The organism is Candidatus Tisiphia endosymbiont of Metellina segmentata, from assembly GCF_964030715.1.
GTDB lineage: Bacteria > Pseudomonadota > Alphaproteobacteria > Rickettsiales > Rickettsiaceae > Tisiphia.
This window is the reverse complement of record NZ_OZ034919.1, coordinates 245,083-263,898: the sequence shown is the minus strand read 5'-3', so window position 1 is coordinate 263,898 and position 18,816 is coordinate 245,083. Positions and strand designations below refer to the sequence as shown.

The following is an 18,816-nucleotide window of genomic DNA, read 5'->3' as shown; positions in this document are numbered from 1 at the left end:
GGTTTTTACCTGATAAAGGTACTCAAATGGCTAGGTTAATATTACCGCAAGGTTTTCATGGTCATGATTTTATAAAAATGATGAAACATGAGCCGCATGGTCGAAATCGTATACGTTTATTGGCGATGTATTACCTTCAATTAGGCAAATCTTTTAAAGCCATATCTGAAATAGTGAAGTCACACTGGAAAACTGTGCAATCATGGCTCAGAAGATTTAGGAATCATGGTTTTGAAGGATTATTTGAATCACAAAGAAGCGGTGCCCCTAGGAAGATTAACACTATACAAGAGTCTGCTCTTTTTGATAAAATCAATACGCTCAGTGAAAGTAAAACTGGTGGGTATATAACTGGAAAGGAGCTACATATCATGTTACTTGAGGAATATGGTGCTAAATGTACTTTAAAAACAGTCTACAATACTATGCACCGCCTTGGTTTTAGCTGGATTACTTCTCGTTCAATGCATCCAAAGTCAAATCAAGAGACTCAAAATACATATAAAAAAACTTCCCAGACATGCTAACAGAATTATTACCAAAAAATATCGATAGATGTAAAGTTGATATATGGTCTCAGGATGAAACTCGAGTTGGGCAACAAGGTAGCTTAACTCGTATATGGGCTAAGCGTGGCACTAGACCCCGTAAAGTTCGGCAACAGCAATTCATTTCAACATATATTTATGGAGCTGCTTGCCATGATACAGGAGAAGCTTTTGCATTAATTTTACCATATGCAAATACACAGGCAATGAATAAATTCTTAGAAGACCTTTCTCGCAGTATTCAAGGCAACCGACATATAGCTTTACTAACGGATAATGCAGGTTGGCACACAGCCAAAAAACTAACTGTGCCAAGCAATATCACTTTGATACCGCTTCCGCCCTATGCACCGGAACTTAATGCAATGGAACAAGTTTGGGAATGGATCAAAAATCATTTCTTGTCTAACCAATGTTATGGTGTATATGAAGATATCGTCACTATGGCTTGTTACGCTTGGAATCAATTTGCTCATAATGTAGATTTAGTAAAATCAATTATGTATAGAGACTGGATAAATACACCGTGTTAATTATTACAATTGGTATAATACTGCCACAAAAGATAATTGGAAGCTTGGATGAAATATATATTCGGGATTTACCGATAATATTATGCAAGCCGCAATCGCGAGCGATCTTAGGGGGTATGGCTTCCGTCCTATCATAACTGCATAAATAAAAATTGCCGTCATAATGAAGGCTCTGGTAGCTGCGATTTGTGTGCCACTTAGTTGTAAATAACCATAACTTCCTATTAAAGAACAAATTGCTGCTATTGACTTTATGTTGTAATTGTAAGCAATATAATTTGATAGATTTAATAAGAATCTTGCTGATATGAAAAACAGCATAGCTACCAATGACAAATGTAAACCGGATACGCAAAGTATGTGAGATATACTGCTTTGTCTCATTTCTTTCATTAATTTTCTATCAATGGCTTTGGTTTCTCCTAGTAATATTGCTGCGGCGAAATTACCTTTAATAGGACCAAGTATTTGGATTAGGCGGTTGTAAATATTTTTTTTAATTTTATAGATAAAACTATTAGTGTAAAGATTACTATGTGCTATAATTTGAGGGGGGGACAGTGCATAGCCAGTGGCGTTGATATCTGCCAAATATGCATAAAAGCCAAAATCATAGCCACCTGGTAGGATACTACTTTGAGGCTTATAAAGCTGAGCCACTAGGCTAATATTATCGTTAATATTAATTTCTTGAACATATTTTGCTGGCATGCTTATCCTAACTTTCTCTAAAACCTGATTAGACCTATTAAGTTTTTGAATTTTGACCTGATGTAAGATAATTTGCATACCATGAGTGGTCGGTTTCATCAATTCTATAGTGCCACCTATTTGTGAAATTATTGGCTTTTTAATACCAACAACATGTAAATTTGATATACGATATTTGCCAACTAGCATACCACAGGAAAAAGCGATAATTATCCCCGCAATAAATCGCCCAAATATGTTATTTCTTAAGATTATTAGTGACAAAGAAATTGTGAAAATAGCTAGGTTCTGTTGACAAAAATTATAGTTAGGCAAGAGGAATAAAAAGTTGCCATAGTAAGAAGAAATGGTAGTTTCTAGTTATCAAAAAAAGGAACTACCAATATGAAGTATTACATAGAAGAACAAGCATGGGAAGTAATTTTATCATTTTTTAAGGAAAGAAATGGTATACACAACAAGAATGAAGAAAAAATGAGACATTTTATTGAAGCAATATGGTTTATTGTTAGAACAGGTTGCCAATGGCGTCTTATAGCTGATGATTATGGTTGTTGGTACAGTATTTATCGCAGATTTAAGAGATGGGTTGACAAAGGTATATGGGAGGATTTAATGGATTATGTTAAAGTAGATGCAGATATGGAATCAATTATGATTGATGCAACTATTGTGAGGGCACATGCTTGCTCATCTGGATATATCAAAGGTAATCAAGAAGAAGCGGCTTTAGGTAGAAGTAGAGGTGGTTTTAGTACTAAAATTCATGCCCTTGTTGATGCCCTTGGTAATCCATTAAAGTTTATACTAACTGCTGGGCAAAGAAATGATATAACTCAAGCGGGAAATCTTACTCAAGATGTTCAGAATACGACTGTGATAGCCGATAAAGGATACGATAGTAGTGCATTTGTAGAAAGTTTAGAAAATAAGGGGTGTGAGATTGTTATACCACCAAAATCTAACCGTAAAGTACAACGTGAATATGATAAACATAATTATAAGGAACGATATTTAATTGAGTGCTTATTTGGTAAAATCAAACATTTTAGGCGTATATTTTCTAGATTTGATAAGGCTCCAGCCACTTTCTTAGCTTTTCTAAATTTCGTTGGAACTTTAATATGGTTACGTTAAAATTTTTGTCAACAGAACCTAGAATAGATATAAAGGAAGGTTCGCTACTTAAAGTAAAATAAGTACCAATACCGCAAATGAAACTAACAAAATACCAAAGGCTGAGATTGTGATATTCTTGTTCTAAAATGCTTTTGGCAAGTCTAAAAATTAATTTATAATCTCTTAGGGTCATTGCATCTAATAGTAGATTTTTATTTAAAATAAGCTACTATTAGATATAATTCAAGAAATCTATTCCCTCATTTCACCCTGAATATATAAATCATGAGCTACCTGATAAAAACTACTAGCTTCTTCCACTAAACTAGGAATATTCTCAACCTCTATTTTATCTTCAGCAATTAATTTATAAGTTTTCGCTTGCTCCTGTGGTCGTAAGATAACTAAGTGATTATCCTTCATGAAGCCAAGCAATTGATAAGTGCTGATAAAAGCTCTGTTTGCTGGCATGTTTAATATATCTTGACCAAAAAACTTACTATTATACGAAAAATTTAATAATCCCAAAATAGTAGGAGCAATATCAATTTGACTGGCTAAATTATCAACTATCTGTGGTTTTAATATATTGGGAGCATATATTAATAGAGGTATGTGATATTTATTAACTGGTAAATCAGTTTTACCAGCACTTGATGCACAATGATCAGCCGTAATAACAAAGATAGTATTATCAAACCAAGGGTGAGTTTTAGCTAATTCAAGAAACTTACCAATAGCATAGTCAGTGTATTTAACAGCTGCACGACGTCCACCACCAGATGGCAAATCAATCCTACCTTCGGGGAAAGTATAAGGACGATGGTTAGAGGTAGTCATAATTAATGAGAAAAAGGCTTTGCCTTCCTTATAATTTTGATCAGCTAACTCTAGTGATTTTATTAATATATCCTCATCAGCTACTCCCCAAATATTAGAAAAACTTATTTCGTTGGATTTTAGATTGCCTTGATCAACTATATTATAGCCATTACCATGAAAATAATTTTGTAAATTATCAAAGTAACTATAGCCACCGAATAGGAAGTTAACAGCATAGCCTTGATTCTTAAAAATAGTAGCTATATTAAATAATGACTGATTATCAGGACGACGGATAATAGAAGAGCCAGGAGTTGGCGGTACTGATAAAGTAATAGCTTCTAAACCTCGTACTGTTCTAGTTCCTACTGCATATAGATTGGTAAAAAATATGCTTTGCTCAGCTAATTTATCCAAATTTGGCGTAATATTTTGTTGATTACCAAATTTTCCCATGAATTCGCCACTCAGACTTTCTACAGTAATAAAAATAATATTATATTTATTACTGTTAAAAGAACTTGCCCTGATATTACGTTCTATAGTAGTAGCATTTGAGTATATTTGTTGTTCTTTCGATAAATTGCTGCGAACGATATTTAAAGCCTGGTTTTTATCAATTACTGGATAAAATTTATTATAATCTAAGCTATTATTAAAATAGGCAGAGAAAAACTCATATGGACCGTTTTTAGCAAGTTCGATAGCATATTTATTAGAATTAAAAGCAATTTTATTAGGGTTATAGAAATTAAAAGCAACTAGGCTAAGCAAAAATAGCATTATCACACAAAAAATATGTTTCTTGCCATTTAGAGTACTTGCTTGATTAATTATGTATTTTCTCAAGAAAAAAACAATTAATAGTGTAATAATTATAATGCCTAGTAATATTTCTATATAGGGCAAAGATTCCTTTACAGTACCAATGATTTCATGGGTATAAATTAGATAATCTACAGCAATAAAATTAAATCTAACACCGAACTCATCCCAAAAGATAATCTCGGCAATGGCAATAAATATTAGTAAAGCAATAGTACAAAAATAAGCGATAAAAGAGCAGCTTACATACAAAAATTTATACCGAGCCAATAACTTGTAGAAGCCAATGATAACAAGCGAAATTACTGGTAAAAAATAACAAAGAGATATTAGATCATTAAATGTACCAATAACAAAAATTGACACTAGATCATATATGGTTATTTGTTGTTGCCATAAAGCATATGAGCTTAATAGAATACGAGTAATAAAATGAAATATTAGGTAAATTCTAACAATAGGAAAATGAAACAGTGTTTTTATCATATATATCTAAATTACCGTCATATATGGACGAAGTCCATATATGACGGTTTATTTCTTTCCTTTAAAGGGACGATTTTAACTTATCTCTCTAGCTATTAGTCTTCCTATTACCATAAATGTCAAGAAAAACTTATGGGTAATAGTAAGCTGCTTACGTAGGGATTGACACCCTAGGCTATTAAACCGATGCCTTACATCAAAACTTGAGGTTAGGTAGCGAAATTTCAACCAATAAACCACCTAAAATTTTACTATCCTGCAAGGATATTGTTCCATTATGATCAATGATTATTTCTTTAGTAATAGCAAGACCAAGTCCAACATTACCTGAATTATTAAGTGGGCGTGACTTATCTGAACGATAAAATGCTTTAAACACTAATAATTTCTCTGCATCCTTTATGCCAATACCATTATCTTCAATTTTTATTATGGCATTAGTAGAACTAGAATATACAGTAATTCTTATTTTTGTAGAATATTTTATAGCATTACTTATTACGTTAGATATTGCACGTTCAAAGTTGATAGGCTTGATTTGTGCTGTTATCTGCTCTGTTGCAAGCAACTCAATATTGGCAACAGGCCATTTATTTATGATAGTAGACATCCAAGAAGATAACTCAATTATTTGAGCTTCTTCACCATTTTCACCCTTAGCAAAGTCAAGGTATGATTTTATCATTTGTTGCATGGTCAGTATATCTTCCTTAAGACCTTCTGTTTCTTCAGATTTGTTCATTAACTCCAGTTGTAATTTCATTCTAGTTAAAGGAGTACATAAATCATGTGAAATCATAGCTAACATTCTAGTTCTTGTAGTGATTTGTTTTTCAATTCGTTCTTTCATTTTAAGAAAAGCAATACCAGCCTTTTTAATTTCTTTTGCACCAGAAGGTTTAAATGTTTGTAATCTTGTAATTCCTTGTCCGAATTGATCAGCAGCATCTGCAAGAGTTAAAATGGACTTAATTTGATTTTTAGAGAAGATCAAAGAAACAGAAAGTAATAAAATAGTTAAGAAAATTAACCATAAGACAAAAATATAGGCAGTTGGATTCATCAATAATTTTGCGGGGAAAGTGATTTTTAGTAAACCATCAGTCAATTGGAATAATACTTCAATTCTTCCTGCATCATTAATCTGTACTATATTTTTCTTATTAATTTTTACGTTAATAATATTTTTAAAAATCTCTAATTCTTCACTAATTCTAGGTTGTTTGCGTGGCAAGTTTAATTTTTGATGAAACTGATACGACAAATTTAAATAATTTGTCTCTGTTGTGTTTTTTTCTAATAGATTATTGTCGTCTTGTTCAAGAAGGGAAATAATTTCATTAGCAATAATATTGCTAGTATAATAAGAAACATTATACCAGTGACGATCATAGAACAAAAACACTGCTAGAATTTGTCCTATTAATGTTGGAACAATAATAATGAGAACAAATCTAGCCAGTAAAGTTTGTGGTATAAGTTTATGTATAAATAGCATAACCGCTATTCCGTATGGTTTTTAGATATTTTGGTTCTTTAGGGTCATCTTCAATCTTACTTCTTATTCTGACAATTTGTACGTCGATAGAGCGAGGGCTAAGCCCTCCCATTATTTTTGACAACTCATCACGTTTCATTTCTTGTCCATTGTGTTTTAATAATACTTCTAGCAATTTTTGTTCTGTAGAACTCAATTGTACAGGTTGATTATTTTTTATAAATTCCTTTGATTCTAAATTATAATAATTATTGCCAAATCGCTTGATTTCATCTTGTTTTTTATAATTATTATAGCTATTTAATAGGTTATTAATCCTGAGTAATAATTCTTTCGGTTCGAAAGGTTTGGTCAGATAATCAGATGCACCAGATTCTAATCCCTTGATACGATCACTTGGTTGTGATAGTGCAGTTAGCATAACAATTGGTATAAGGTTTTTACTTGATCTTATAGTATGGGCAAAATCAAGCCCTGTAACATTCGGCAACATAACGTCTAGAATAATTAAGTCATAAATAGAGGATTTTAATAGTTCCTCAGCTTCTTGGACAGAAGCTGCTGTTGATACTAAAAAGTTGTTTTTATACAAAAACTGTTTTAAAAGTTTTTGTATTCGAGTATCATCATCGACTACAAGAATGTGGGGTTTTGAGCTTTGCATAAATAAATTTTCGGTGATAAGAATTACTATAGTTTAATAGTGGAACATTGACAATGACAATAATACAAGAAAATACATTAACTGAAAAGTCGTTTAAAAATCTTAATCAACTATCAGGTTATATTTGGATTAATGGTAGATTTATTGATTGGCAGGAGGCTAAGATACACGCTCTTACTCATAGTTTACATTATTCTGGTGGAGTTTTTGAAGGAGAAAAAGCCTATAATGGCAAAATCTTTAAATTAGAAGAACATACCCAACGTTTGATAGAGTCGGCAAAAAGTTTAAGTATAGAGGTACCATATAGTTTTGAAGATATTATAACAGCTCACCAGTTACTTATAACAAAGAATAATATTAAAGATGCGTATGTTCGTCCTTTAATTTGGTATGGTAGTGAATCTCTTAATCTAACTAATGTAAATTTATCGGTTAATTTATTAATTGCTGCTGTTCCATCAACTCCTAGACCTTCTGATGATTTAAGTTTGCATATTGCACGTTGGCGGAAATGCCATCCAAACTCGTTGCCGCCGCAGTGTAAATCGTCAGGGCATTACAATATGATGATAGTATGCCAAAAAGAAGCTAAGTCTTTGGGTTATAGTGATGCAGTTCTATTAGATTGGCGAGGATTTATTGCTGAATGTACTACTACAAATATCTTTTTTGTAAAAGGAGAGCAGTTATTTACACCGATAGCTGATAGTTTTTTAAATGGCATAACGCGTCAAACAGTTATAAAACTTGCTAAAGAGTTAAATCTTGAGGTTAAGGAAGAGTACATAACTCTAGATAGGTTAGGGGAGTTTAATGAATGTTTTATGACTGGTACAGCTGCAGAAGTTAAGGGGATTAAATCGATTAACCGTGGTGATCAAAATATTATCTTTGAAGATAGTAAAATTACTAATTTGTTAAAAAAAGAATATAATAGCTTAGTGCGTAAATAAATAGTGATATAATGGAACTGATGCGATGAACAATAATATATTTAAAGGGCTTATTACAGCAATGATCACTCCTTTTAAGGATAATAAGTTAGATTTTGTTTCTTTGGAGAAAATACTTAACTATCAAATTGATAATAAAGTTGATGGAGTAGTGATTGCTGGTTCTACTGGTGAAGGCCCTAGCTTAACTTTGCAGGAATATCAATCTTTGTTGCAAGCGGTTATAGAAATTACTAATAAGCGTATGCCAGTCATAGCTGGTTGTTCAGCTATGACTACCAGCACTGCTGTAGATATGATACAAATATGCACAAAAATTTCAGTTGATGGGTTTATGTGTAGTATTCCTTCTTACGTAAAGCCAACTCAAGAGGGAATCTATTTGCATTTTGAAACTATTCATAATGCAAGTAATTTACCAATAATGCTATATTCAGTACCTAGTAGAGCTGTGGCAGATTTCTCTGATGACACGATAGTTAGACTCAGTAAACTACCGCGTATTATAGCTCTTAAAGATGCTGGTAACGATTTAGAGCGTCCTTTACGAATTAGGGCTATGGTTAAAGATTTTAATTTATTGTGTGGTAATGATGAATTAGCGTTATCTTATAATGTTCATTCGGGAGTAGGGTGCGTTTCTGTTGCATCTAATGTTACGCCTAGCTTGTGCAAGAAGTTACAGGATAATTGTCGTGATGGTAATTACCAAGAAGCTCTGCAAATTCAACAGCAATTATTGCCTATATATAAGGCATTATTTGCAGAATCCAATCCAATACCGGTAAAATATGCTGTGGCAAGATTAGGGTTATGTTCTAATGAGTTACGGCTTCCTTTAACTTCAGCTGGCAAAGTCACTGAGGAGAAAATAAATAAAGCTATGGACTATGTCGGAATATAAAAAAGTAATAGCTCAAAATAAGAAGGCATATTTCAATTACTTTATTGAAGAAAAAATTGAAGCTGGCATAATATTGACTGGTAGTGAAGTTAAATCGTTGCGTCAAGGAAAAGCCAGTATAGAAGATAGTCATGCCGAAAATTCGGCAAATGAAGTGTTTTTGTATAATTGTCACATTGCGGAATATGAAAAAGCTAACAGGTTTAATCATTCGACTAGAAGAACCCGTAAGTTGCTTCTTAATTCGAGTGAGATAAAAAAAATAATTGGTAAGATTCGCCTGAAAGGTTATACTCTTGTTGCTCTTTCTTTATATTTTAATAAGAAAAATAAAGTAAAAGTTGAGTTAGGCATAGCAAAAGGTAAAAAATTACATGATAAAAGACAGTCTATTAAAGAACAAGATTGGAAGAGAGATCAGGGACGGATTATGCGTGCGAAGTAGGATAAAAATAATTTTTATGCGACACTCTACAGCACCTTAACTTCTTAGAGCCTAAAGCACCCATTATACTTCCATATAAACAAATAGGTAAAGTTAATGACAATAACTCCTGACTACATAATTGAAAGAAAACAAAATAAATTAAAATTAAGGCTGTGGAAGTTAGCAACAATTTTAATGTTTATAGTTTTAATTGTTGTGATGATTAAGAAATTTGATTTGCCAAGTTCTGAATATGTAACTACTAATAGTAACTATATAGCTGCAGTTTCAATAGAAGATATAATTTTTGAGGATACAAAACGTGATAAAAGATTGGAGAAAATCATTGATGATGATAAGATTAATGCTCTAATTGTTAATGTTAATTCTCCTGGTGGAACTGTGGTTGGATCAGAGAAAATTTACAATATACTCAGAAAAATATCAGCAAAAAAACCGGTAGTGATTGTTATGGGTACATTGGCAGCGAGTGGAGGATATTTGATATCATTAGGAGGGGATTACATAATTAGTCATAATGGAACGATTACTGGTTCAATTGGTGTGATTTTCCAAACTCTAGAAGTAACAGATTTAGCAAAGACACTAGGTATTACCTTCAATAATTTTAAATCTGGGGAATTAAAAGCTGCTCCTAATCCTACTGAGAAAGTTACAGAAGCTGTTCGTCAAGCTATAATGTCTAATGTACAAGATACTTATGATTATTTTATTGAACTCGTTGCTTTAAGAAGGGGATTAGCAATTGAAGAAGTTAAAAAAATAGCTGATGGTCGGATATATTCTGGTCGCCAAGCTTTGAAACTAAAACTTGTTGATGCTGTGGGTTCTGAGGATGATGCTATTAAATGGTTACAGGAAGTCAAAAAAATTGATAAAGATTTGAAGGTAAAAGAATTTAAAATAAAACCGAAATCAAAATTTCTTGAAATTATTATGGAGGATTTTGATAGTGTTTTACCAAGTTTTTTTAAAAATAAATTTCAAGGAATAAAAGCAATTTTTTAATTTATGGCAAGAAAGTCTGATTTAGTGGATAAAATATCTAAGGAACTTAATTATCTTTCTAAGGAAGATATAAAAGATTCTATAGATTTGGTATTTGATTATTTACAGTTTAGCCTCGCTGAGCAAAATCGTATTGAAATTAGAGGCTTCGGTAGCTTCTCAATTAGGGAGCGGAAATTTCCCAATAGTGAGCGGTCATATAAAACTATCTATTATCGTGGACATCGCTAGGCTTTTGGAAAAGGGAGGGAATAATTCTTATCCCGAATTCGCGTTCTCATGTTATACTATTAGCCAAAGCCAACTTCCTAGCCTCTGCTGATTTACCAGTATAAACTATATTTTGGTAATTAAGTTTGATAGCGGTAAATAAAGCTGCGTGATCGTTTCCTACATTAACAATAATTTTTACGATTTGGGGAAATTCTTCAATTAGTTTTTTAAAAATATAATCCCACACTAGCATACCGTAATATCTCGTGCTACCACTTTTGTTAGTTAAAATAACCGGCTCATGGAATTTGGATAAGAACTCTCGTGCATCGCTTAAGTTTTCTATTGTGTAAGTTATTGGATTTGGCATATTTTTTGACTTTTTACTTACTCAAATTAGGCTCTTATATCTTAAAAACATGTTATAAGTAGTTATAAGAGGGTGACTTGATAGGTTCTAGACAGAAATAGTTGTTCACAGAATAAGTACCCTCTTACAAGGTTTGCTTTGAACAAATTGCAGAAGGTGCTTGAAATACAGTAGCCTTGCACAATAAGAAGAAGGAGATTATATCATGAATAAAATAATAGGTCTAGATGTAAGTAGAAAATGCCTTGATATAGAAGTAGGGTTAGTTTCATAATTATTAGCAGTTACTTCTTTGCTCATTTGCTTACTCTTCCAACAAACTCTACATAACATATTGATTTTCAGTATTTTCTGCTGTTAAAGTAAATCCTAATTCTTTTGCACGTTTTTCAAGAGCCTGTACTAATTTGCTCTTGTATTTTTGTTCATAATTGCTCATACCAGCCGATTACGGTGGACCTACCACCATGTTAAGTACAGCACCACTCCTCACTTCTACAGTGACTCGTACTCTTGGTACACCGAAGATAAGTCGCCGCTTGCAGCGACTCCTCGCAATGACGGTTTAAGGCTTACAACAGCACTTCGCTAATAGACGATTTTTAACTTTCAACAGTTGTGGCTAGCAGGGGGGTGACATCGAAAGGGAATCAATGCTTCAGCCCTAAGGGAATTATACTGATAATTTATTACATCGAAATTTGTGTTTTTTTACTTAGAGTCCTTGACTTCATTAAATTAATAACGTTATATTGTATACTTAAGAAATATTAATTAAGTGGGAGTAGTTGTATGACAAGTGGTAAAGAAAACTTAAGGTTTGCCAATGAATCTGTGAATAAGCTAGCTGAGGCTGCAATTGCAGCCTATGTTAGCTTACCACCATCTTCTCCTGATAAGAAAAATTTAGAAGATGTTGCTGAGATTATAACTAGTACGATAAATGTTGCGGATGGAAATAACTCACAGAAAAATCTAGAAGCATTAACCAAAAAGGTCGAAAACAGTAAAAATCGTTCCTCAATTGTTATTAAAGTAAAGGAATGGGCTCGTTCTCTTATTAAGTTTTTAAAATTTCCATTTAGTAAACCACATCAAGAAGAGTTAAAACAAACAGAAGAAGATTTTCTTAAAGCACTTGAAGTTATACGTAAAATTTACGATAAGGATATTCCCCCTGTGCAGGAACAAATATCTACAAGCATTCCAGCAAAAGAAACTGAGGTTTTGCCTCCATCTTTAGTAGAAACTCAGCAGAAACCTCATGTAACGACGGCTACCACAGCACCGGTAGTAGTACATGAAACTGCACACTTTACTATTTCAGTGCAGGCAACAGTTACTCCTCCTAACGATCCAGTTACACCACCGCCACCACCACCACCTCCTCCTTCACCTCTTCATTCTAATGTAGTGCTGTAACAGATATCTCAAGCTGATTTGTTGGCGGCTATAACAAAAGGTAACTTTAAATTAAACAAAGTAGAAGACCGAACATTAAATGAATTACCTTCAGACCAAGCAGATGATCCCTTTATGAATGAGTTGCAGGAAAAGTTGGTAGCACGTCGAGGATTTGTTGAGGGGCAAGGCAATAAGAAGGTATCTCCAACATATGCTAAAGATGCTGCTGAATTTGAAAGGTTGGGAAGAGAAGAAGAAGCGCGCCAAAAAAGACAAGAGGAGATAGATGCTCCAAGGATAGAAGCAGCACTAAAGGAAGAGGTGAAAAAGAGGGCAGCAGCTGAAAAGATACTATCTCCTCCTGAGGTTCAACTTAAGCCTGGAGAAATTCCACCACCACCTCCTACGCCACTTTCTTCGTCTAGTACAAACTTGCTATCTAATATTAGAAAATTAGAAACAGCTGTAGAAGTATCTCCAACAACCAAGACGCAGATTGGGCAGAGACCGGGGTTTGTTGTTGGCTCAGAAGATATCACAAATGCACTAGCAGGGTTGAGAAAAGCAGTTACTTCTCCTCAAAAAGAAACAGAAACACCTACACCGAATTTGGGGGTAAAAAAAACAGATACACATACTAGGTAACCGACAAAACAGTTCAATCCAGCTCAATAATCCCAATTCTAGATAAGAATTAGTTAATTCTTATCCCGAATTCGCCTTAATAGGTTTCGATATCATTCCTAGCTAAAAGTAGGAATGCAAAAAATAGTCTGCAAAAGTTATATAGTTATGATATACTAAACCTCAATTTCGGATAGATTTTATTAATCTAGAATTGGAATGACAACGAGAGTGCTTAATAAAAAAGTAAATATTTTATACTAAAATTGAGGAAATTATGATATATTGCAAACAATCTAACCAAACATCTTATCCTTTTGTCTTACCGGAATTACCTTATGGTAAAAGTGATTTTGTTCCGCATTTTTCCCCTGAAACTTTTGACTACCACCATGGGAAACACCACCAAACATATGTAACTAACCTGAATAATCTTTTGCAAGATAACCAGGAGTTGCAGAAAAAAAGTTTGGAAGAATTAATAATTTCTACAAGCATAAAACCAACTGAAGCAGCCATATTTAATAATGCAGCACAAATATGGAATCATACTTTCTTTTGGCATTCTATTAAGCCTTCAGGTGGAAGAAAGCCTACTGGTAAGATATTGGAACAGATAAATAAAGATTTTGGCAGTTATGAGAATTTTGCTACTGAATTTAAGCAAGCAGCAGTAAGTCAATTCGGTAGCGGCTGGGCGTGGTTAGTCTCTAATAATGGGAAATTACAAATAGTAAAAACTAGTAATGGTGAAACTCCTATTACTAAATCTATGAAACCTCTGCTTACCTGTGATGTTTGGGAGCATGCATACTATATAGATTATCGTAATAAGCGTCTAGACTATGTCTCAGTTTATATAGAACATATGATTAATTGGCAATTTGCTGAGAGTCAGCTTTGAAACTTAATTTTAGAAAAAATACAATCAATAATTAAGGTAATTAGTTATGAAAAGAAAGCATACTGATGTAGAAAAATCATTAGAAAACGTAAAGGAATATCAAGACCTTTGTTCCTATGCAGGTTCACAACACTACAGAGAACTAGAACAGCATGATAAGATATATCTTAAAACAGCACTAAGAGAAGCACAAGATTCATTGGACATAAAGAAGAAGAAAGAACTCTGTAACAATTATGATTCAAACTACTACGGTGCTGTAGGCGTATTAAAGGTTATTAAAATAGCTCAAAAATATAAAATAGAACTACCAGATAGATTAACATTCCGTAACTCTATGGATAAAAAAACAAGTTGCTCAGAAGATGAAGCTAAAAATATAAAAGATAGAGTTGAGAAGTCTATTACAGCAATTATCTTTTATCTAAATTTTATAAAAATAGATAAATATTATTTAATAACAAAAACACGTTTTTGTTGAATAAGTTTATGGCACACTTCAAGTAACTTACGCATACAAGCAACTATCGCAACTTTCTTAGGTTTAAAATTATTAACAAGCCTATCATATAAAATTTTTAAATATTGGAAACCATTCTTACCAGCTAATACTGCCATGTATAAAGCATCTCTAGGTATTTTCCTGCCTCCTCGAATAAATCTTCGTCCTTGCTTATTACCACTATCACGAGCATATGGAGCTATACCAACAATTGATGACAATTCATTGCTACTATAATTTTTATCCCCTAATTCAGGTACAAAACTAATTAGTTTTGTAGCTAAACATTTACCAATACCAGGTACAGTCTCTAATATTTTTACCTTCTCTTTTAATACCAATTGTAATAATTAACACGGTGTATTTATCCAGTCTCTATACATAATTGATTTTACTAAATCTACATTATGAGCAAATTGATTCCAAGCGTAACAAGCCATAGTGACGATATCTTCATATACACCATAACATTGGTTAGACAAGAAATGATTTTTGATCCATTCCCAAACTTGTTCCATTGCATTAAGTTCCGGTGCATAGGGCGGAAGCGGTATCAAAGTGATATTGCTTGGCACAGTTAGTTTTTTGGCTGTGTGCCAACCTGCATTATCCGTTAGTAAAGCTATATGTCGGTTGCCTTGAATACTGCGAGAAAGGTCTTCTAAGAATTTATTCATTGCCTGTGTATTTGCATATGGTAAAATTAATGCAAAAGCTTCTCCTGTATCATGGCAAGCAGCTCCATAAATATATGTTGAAATGAATTGCTGTTGCCGAACTTTACGGGGTCTAGTGCCACGCTTAGCCCATATACGAGTTAAGCTACCTTGTTGCCCAACTCGAGTTTCATCCTGAGACCATATATCAACTTTACATCTATCGATATTTTTTGGTAATAATTCTGTTAGCATGTCTGGGAAGTTTTTTTATATGTATTTTGAGTCTCTTGATTTGACTTTGGATGCATTGAACGAGAAGTAATCCAGCTAAAACCAAGGCGGTGCATAGTATTGTAGACTGTTTTTAAAGTACATTTAGCACCATATTCCTCAAGTAACATGATATGTAGCTCCTTTCCAGTTATATACCCACCAGTTTTACTTTCACTGAGCGTATTGATTTTATCAAAAAGAGTAGACTCTTGTATAGTGTTAATCTTCCTAGGGGCACCGCTTCTTTGTGATTCAAATAATCCTTCAAAACCATGATTCCTAAATCTTCTGAGCCATGATTGCACAGTTTTCCAGTGTGACTTCACTATTTCAGATATGGCTTTAAAAGATTTGCCTAATTGAAGGTAATACATCGCCAATAAACGTATACGATTTCGACCATGCGGCTCATGTTTCATCATTTTTATAAAATCATGACCATGAAAACCTTGCGGTAATATTAACCTAGCCATTTGAGTACCTTTATCAGTTAAAAACCCATTTTACACCACTGCGTTAATTATTGCAATTGGTATTAGTGGTGAACTTAGCAAAAAAGAATTTCAAACAAAAAAACAACAATTGAAAGATCGCCAATATGAAATTGATCGTTTAGTGAAAACTTATGATGAAGCAGACGATAAATTTACTGATACCGCTACAACACTGATAACTCTAGCATCTGAAGCCTATGAAACTTTTAAGGGTTCTGAAAGCCCTCAAAAACGCAAAATGATAAATTTCGTATTTCAGAACCTTAAACGTCAGGAGCAAAAAACTTGAGACCTCTCTACGTTTCCCTTTCGATATTTTAAAAAAAACGATGACTTGTACCACAGTGGCGGATAGGGTGGGATTCGAACCCACGGTACGGTTGCCCCGCACGCTAGTTTTCAAGACTAGATCCTTAAACCACTCGGACACCTATCCAAGGTAATACATATCAGATAGATTAAAAAAATTCAAGTATAAATGTTTATAAGAGGGGTCAGGGTAATTTAAATTTTTTAGTAGATCATTAAAAATTAGTGTTACAAACTCCCATGATCTAAAATAATTAATTATAATTAATTATTTTAGTTATTTACTTTTTGATGGTTATACCTTATTATCTAGAAATATATATTTTATATATAGAATCTTATCTATGGCAAATTTACAAACCAAACTTAGCTCATTAATGGTGCAAAAAAATATAAATGCTGTAGAGATAGAGAAAAAAACTGGATTAAGTAGAAATACTGTTTATAGCATTTTGTATGGTAGTTCAAAAAACCCTAGTGCTAATAATTTACAATTAATTGCAAAAGCCTTAGATATTAGCCTAGAAGCTCTTGTTGTTGATAACGAAATAAGCCATGAAGTGCTAACTATTGATCAAATGAAAATTTTTAGTAAAGCCACTAGTGCAACAATTAATATGTTAATTGAAAGAAACTTAAATTTTTCATTTACAAATCTTACAGTTCTAATAAAAGAAGTATATGAATATGCACTGAAAAAACAGTCTGTTGATAATACATTTATAGATTGGATGATTGATAAATATCACAAACCTTAATCTTGCTTTACCCATAAATCCATGTCATATTGTTTACAATATTCAAACATGGCAATAGTATTAGGGTGATTTATTCCAAATTCCTTAATTTGTGGTTTACCAAAGAATTTATAATTATATAAATCTTTGTTTTTACAAGCTGCTTTTGCTCCTTTGTTATATAACTCACTTACTTGAACAACATTTTTACTTTTATCCCCATAGAAATAGTGGTATATAGCATAAGCTTTTTTATAAGATTCTATACTTCCTTTAATGTTACCTTGAGCAAGTAAAATATCACCTTGTACTACATAACCTGCTGCTAAATCTGGATCTTCCAAATGATCTATATTCTTAGGATTTCTACGTTCATCTGCTAAAAATATTGTTATAGCTTTATTAATATGATCTAAAGCAATATCTATTTTATTTAATCCTAATTCACTTTTTGCCATTTGTGTATAAATTAACCTAATGCCTCTTGGTTTACAGATTTATGCATATTATATACTTGTTGAGTTTGAACATAAGCTTCTTGATATTTGCCAATAGAGCTTAATATTGCTGCCCTAAGTAAATAATCTCTAGTAAAACCTAGATCATTAGGATCTAACGTCTTCCATACCTCGATGCCTTTATTGACGTATTCTAAATCTTCATTATATTTACCTTGAATAAAAAATATTCTAGCTTTCACATGATATAATATAAATATATCTCCTCCCTCTATCCTATGTTTAAATAGCTTCTCCATTTCGTTAATAATTTCTTCAGCAGTTTTTATATTACCTAAATATACATGAGTTAGAGCAATGTTTAAGCTACAGTTAAATTTAGAATAAATATAATCATAATCATCACCTAGGGTATCTAAAACTTTAAGTGCTTTAGTTAAATAAGAAATAGTTTTTTGATAATTTATCGATGTTATTCTATTGTAAAGTCCTACTCCTACTAAATATCTAGCGTAACAGAATTTTTGATAAGTAGACATTTGCCAAAATTTAAACTGTTCGTCTTGTTCTTTTTGCTCAAACCAGTTAACCATTGGCTTTGATTTGTATAGATTCCAGGCATTCATATATGAGGCAAATAATTGCAATCTTAAGTTAAGCATTAAATATATGTTAATATTATATTTTTCAGCATTTTGAAAAATAATCTCTAAATTTTCGGATATAGTCTTAGTAGCTCTCCATACATGGGCAGAATGCACTCCTTTGAGTTTAGGTAATTTTAGAATAATATCCTCTAAACATATTTTATTGTTTTTATCCCCATTTATCTCCATTATTTTGTTGCTAACTACATCATTCATTTCATAAATAGGATTATCCTGATTAGAATCAATATTGCTAATCAACATAAACTTAGATAATTGGTATATATCATCATCGAGAGTATTCTTGTTATCAGTAATTATAGCAAGTAATTGTTTTGAGAAACTTTGGTTATTTATCAAAGCTATTTTATTAAGTAACTTTACCGCACTAGGCTTTAATTCCTTTATAGCCATACTAATATTTGTTGCTATTTTATCAGTTGATTGATAAATTTTCTTTTTATATTCTTCTTTATCTAGACCTTTAATTTTATTTAGTAATTGGATTCCTTGAACTATAAGTATTGGATAACCACTAAAAGATTGCGTTAAAAATTCGATACTATTTTTATCTTTATTATCCAATAAAGTATTAGCCAAAGTTACGATAGTAGGTTTATCAAATAAGGTCATTAATATAACATTAGGTAATCTTTCGTTATTTTGAGAACAAAACACGACCTGACCATTATGTTCCCAA

The 18,816-nt window shown here is 32.5% G+C and carries 24 protein-coding genes and 1 tRNA gene; 14 read left to right on the top strand and 11 right to left on the bottom strand.

The window, feature by feature from the left end:
* Nucleotides 1-26 precede the first annotated feature (26 nt).
* Entirely contained in the window at nucleotides 27-527 is a 501-nt protein-coding gene (locus AAHM80_RS01510; protein ID WP_342259385.1) for a helix-turn-helix domain-containing protein, read from the top strand.
* Complete coding sequence (locus tag AAHM80_RS01505) at nucleotides 521-1,081, top strand: IS630 family transposase (protein WP_342259384.1); 561 nt, start codon at nucleotides 521-523, stop codon at nucleotides 1,079-1,081. Before AAHM80_RS01510 ends, AAHM80_RS01505 begins: the two co-directional genes overlap by 7 nt.
* A gap of 3 nt (nucleotides 1,082-1,084) precedes the next feature.
* Here AAHM80_RS01505 and AAHM80_RS01500 read toward each other — a convergent pair whose 3' ends face one another.
* A complete protein-coding gene (locus AAHM80_RS01500) occupies nucleotides 1,085-2,056 on the bottom strand; it encodes a ComEC/Rec2 family competence protein (protein WP_342260068.1) in 972 nt (323 codons plus the stop codon).
* 120 nt (nucleotides 2,057-2,176) lie between these two features.
* Here AAHM80_RS01500 and AAHM80_RS01495 point away from each other — a divergent pair, with 120 nt between their 5' ends.
* A complete protein-coding gene (locus AAHM80_RS01495) occupies nucleotides 2,177-2,929 on the top strand; it encodes an IS5 family transposase (RefSeq protein WP_342259437.1) in 753 nt (250 codons plus the stop codon).
* Nucleotides 2,930-3,163: 234 nt separating this feature from the next.
* Here the strand turns inward: AAHM80_RS01495 and AAHM80_RS01490 are convergent, their stop codons facing one another.
* The 3 genes from AAHM80_RS01490 to AAHM80_RS01480 all read right to left on the bottom strand — a co-directional run bounded on the left by AAHM80_RS01490 (nucleotide 3,164) and on the right by AAHM80_RS01480 (nucleotide 7,206).
* Complete coding sequence (locus AAHM80_RS01490; protein ID WP_342260067.1) at nucleotides 3,164-5,044, bottom strand: LTA synthase family protein; 1,881 nt, start codon at nucleotides 5,042-5,044, stop codon at nucleotides 3,164-3,166.
* Between the two features lie 196 nt (nucleotides 5,045-5,240).
* Nucleotides 5,241-6,542 (bottom strand): sensor histidine kinase, encoded by a 1,302-nt coding sequence (locus AAHM80_RS01485; RefSeq protein ID WP_342260066.1) that lies wholly within the window; start codon nucleotides 6,540-6,542, stop codon nucleotides 5,241-5,243.
* Nucleotides 6,526-7,206: a response regulator transcription factor gene (locus tag AAHM80_RS01480; RefSeq protein ID WP_342260065.1), complete on the bottom strand. Its 681-nt coding sequence runs from the start codon at nucleotides 7,204-7,206 to the stop codon at nucleotides 6,526-6,528. The genes AAHM80_RS01485 and AAHM80_RS01480 overlap by 17 nt, the downstream gene beginning before the upstream one ends.
* Before the next feature lie 53 nt (nucleotides 7,207-7,259).
* Between AAHM80_RS01480 and AAHM80_RS01475 the strand changes: the two genes are divergently transcribed.
* The 5 genes from AAHM80_RS01475 to AAHM80_RS01455 all read left to right on the top strand — a co-directional run bounded on the left by AAHM80_RS01475 (nucleotide 7,260) and on the right by AAHM80_RS01455 (nucleotide 10,753).
* A complete protein-coding gene (locus AAHM80_RS01475) occupies nucleotides 7,260-8,162 on the top strand; it encodes a branched-chain amino acid transaminase (protein WP_342260064.1) in 903 nt (300 codons plus the stop codon).
* 25 nt (nucleotides 8,163-8,187) lie between these two features.
* Nucleotides 8,188-9,066, top strand: coding sequence for a 4-hydroxy-tetrahydrodipicolinate synthase (dapA, locus tag AAHM80_RS01470; RefSeq protein WP_342260063.1), 879 nt, complete (start codon nucleotides 8,188-8,190; stop codon nucleotides 9,064-9,066).
* Nucleotides 9,053-9,511, top strand: coding sequence for an SsrA-binding protein SmpB (smpB, locus tag AAHM80_RS01465; RefSeq protein WP_341752258.1), 459 nt, complete (start codon nucleotides 9,053-9,055; stop codon nucleotides 9,509-9,511). The genes dapA and smpB overlap by 14 nt, the downstream gene beginning before the upstream one ends.
* A gap of 96 nt (nucleotides 9,512-9,607) precedes the next feature.
* Nucleotides 9,608-10,522: a signal peptide peptidase SppA gene (gene sppA / locus AAHM80_RS01460; protein WP_342260062.1), complete on the top strand. Its 915-nt coding sequence runs from the start codon at nucleotides 9,608-9,610 to the stop codon at nucleotides 10,520-10,522.
* A 3-nt stretch (nucleotides 10,523-10,525) separates the two neighbouring features.
* On the top strand, nucleotides 10,526-10,753 hold the full coding sequence (locus AAHM80_RS01455) for an HU family DNA-binding protein (RefSeq protein ID WP_341747642.1): 228 nt from the start codon (nucleotides 10,526-10,528) through the stop codon (nucleotides 10,751-10,753).
* Nucleotides 10,754-10,799: 46 nt separating this feature from the next.
* On the opposite strand, the gene AAHM80_RS01450 is transcribed toward AAHM80_RS01455, so the two are convergent.
* Entirely contained in the window at nucleotides 10,800-11,105 is a 306-nt protein-coding gene (locus tag AAHM80_RS01450) for a hypothetical protein (protein WP_341755193.1), read from the bottom strand.
* 792 nt (nucleotides 11,106-11,897) lie between these two features.
* Here AAHM80_RS01450 and AAHM80_RS01445 point away from each other — a divergent pair.
* From AAHM80_RS01445 to AAHM80_RS01430, 4 genes are all read left to right on the top strand, one after another.
* Nucleotides 11,898-12,527: a hypothetical protein gene (locus AAHM80_RS01445; RefSeq protein WP_342260061.1), complete on the top strand. Its 630-nt coding sequence runs from the start codon at nucleotides 11,898-11,900 to the stop codon at nucleotides 12,525-12,527.
* Between the two features lie 21 nt (nucleotides 12,528-12,548).
* Nucleotides 12,549-13,154 (top strand): hypothetical protein, encoded by a 606-nt coding sequence (locus AAHM80_RS01440; protein WP_342260060.1) that lies wholly within the window; start codon nucleotides 12,549-12,551, stop codon nucleotides 13,152-13,154.
* 256 nt (nucleotides 13,155-13,410) lie between these two features.
* A complete protein-coding gene (locus tag AAHM80_RS01435) occupies nucleotides 13,411-14,037 on the top strand; it encodes a superoxide dismutase (RefSeq protein ID WP_342260059.1) in 627 nt (208 codons plus the stop codon).
* Between the two features lie 46 nt (nucleotides 14,038-14,083).
* Nucleotides 14,084-14,518 carry a hypothetical protein gene (locus AAHM80_RS01430; protein WP_342260058.1) on the top strand — a complete coding sequence of 145 codons (435 nt, stop codon included), beginning with the start codon at nucleotides 14,084-14,086 and terminating at the stop codon, nucleotides 14,516-14,518.
* On the opposite strand, the gene AAHM80_RS01425 is transcribed toward AAHM80_RS01430, so the two are convergent.
* The 3 genes from AAHM80_RS01425 to AAHM80_RS01415 are packed head-to-tail and all read right to left on the bottom strand — an operon-like array spanning nucleotide 14,488 to nucleotide 15,944.
* Nucleotides 14,488-14,880 (bottom strand): transposase, encoded by a 393-nt coding sequence (locus AAHM80_RS01425; RefSeq protein ID WP_342260057.1) that lies wholly within the window; start codon nucleotides 14,878-14,880, stop codon nucleotides 14,488-14,490. The two genes, AAHM80_RS01430 and AAHM80_RS01425, sit on opposite strands and share 31 nt — an antisense overlap.
* Before the next feature lie 9 nt (nucleotides 14,881-14,889).
* Nucleotides 14,890-15,450 (bottom strand): IS630 family transposase, encoded by a 561-nt coding sequence (locus tag AAHM80_RS01420; RefSeq protein WP_342259384.1) that lies wholly within the window; start codon nucleotides 15,448-15,450, stop codon nucleotides 14,890-14,892.
* A complete protein-coding gene (locus tag AAHM80_RS01415; RefSeq protein WP_342259545.1) occupies nucleotides 15,444-15,944 on the bottom strand; it encodes a helix-turn-helix domain-containing protein in 501 nt (166 codons plus the stop codon). Before AAHM80_RS01415 ends, AAHM80_RS01420 begins: the two co-directional genes overlap by 7 nt.
* A 109-nt stretch (nucleotides 15,945-16,053) precedes the next feature.
* Between AAHM80_RS01415 and AAHM80_RS01410 the strand changes: the two genes are divergently transcribed.
* Nucleotides 16,054-16,254, top strand: coding sequence for a hypothetical protein (locus AAHM80_RS01410; RefSeq protein ID WP_342260056.1), 201 nt, complete (start codon nucleotides 16,054-16,056; stop codon nucleotides 16,252-16,254).
* A 56-nt stretch (nucleotides 16,255-16,310) separates the two neighbouring features.
* Here AAHM80_RS01410 and AAHM80_RS01405 read toward each other — a convergent pair.
* A tRNA-Ser gene (locus AAHM80_RS01405) sits at nucleotides 16,311-16,401 on the bottom strand.
* Nucleotides 16,402-16,618: 217 nt separating this feature from the next.
* Between AAHM80_RS01405 and AAHM80_RS01400 the strand changes: the two genes are divergently transcribed.
* Entirely contained in the window at nucleotides 16,619-17,032 is a 414-nt protein-coding gene (locus tag AAHM80_RS01400) for a helix-turn-helix domain-containing protein (RefSeq protein WP_341751650.1), read from the top strand.
* On the opposite strand, the gene AAHM80_RS01395 is transcribed toward AAHM80_RS01400, so the two are convergent.
* Together AAHM80_RS01395 and AAHM80_RS01390 are read right to left on the bottom strand one after the other, a co-directional pair.
* Nucleotides 17,029-17,469 (bottom strand): tetratricopeptide repeat protein, encoded by a 441-nt coding sequence (locus AAHM80_RS01395; RefSeq protein WP_342260055.1) that lies wholly within the window; start codon nucleotides 17,467-17,469, stop codon nucleotides 17,029-17,031. The genes AAHM80_RS01400 and AAHM80_RS01395 overlap by 4 nt on opposite strands.
* Nucleotides 17,470-17,480: 11 nt before the next feature.
* Nucleotides 17,481-18,749: a hypothetical protein gene (locus tag AAHM80_RS01390; protein WP_342260054.1), complete on the bottom strand. Its 1,269-nt coding sequence runs from the start codon at nucleotides 18,747-18,749 to the stop codon at nucleotides 17,481-17,483.
* Nucleotides 18,750-18,816: the final 67 nt, after the last annotated feature.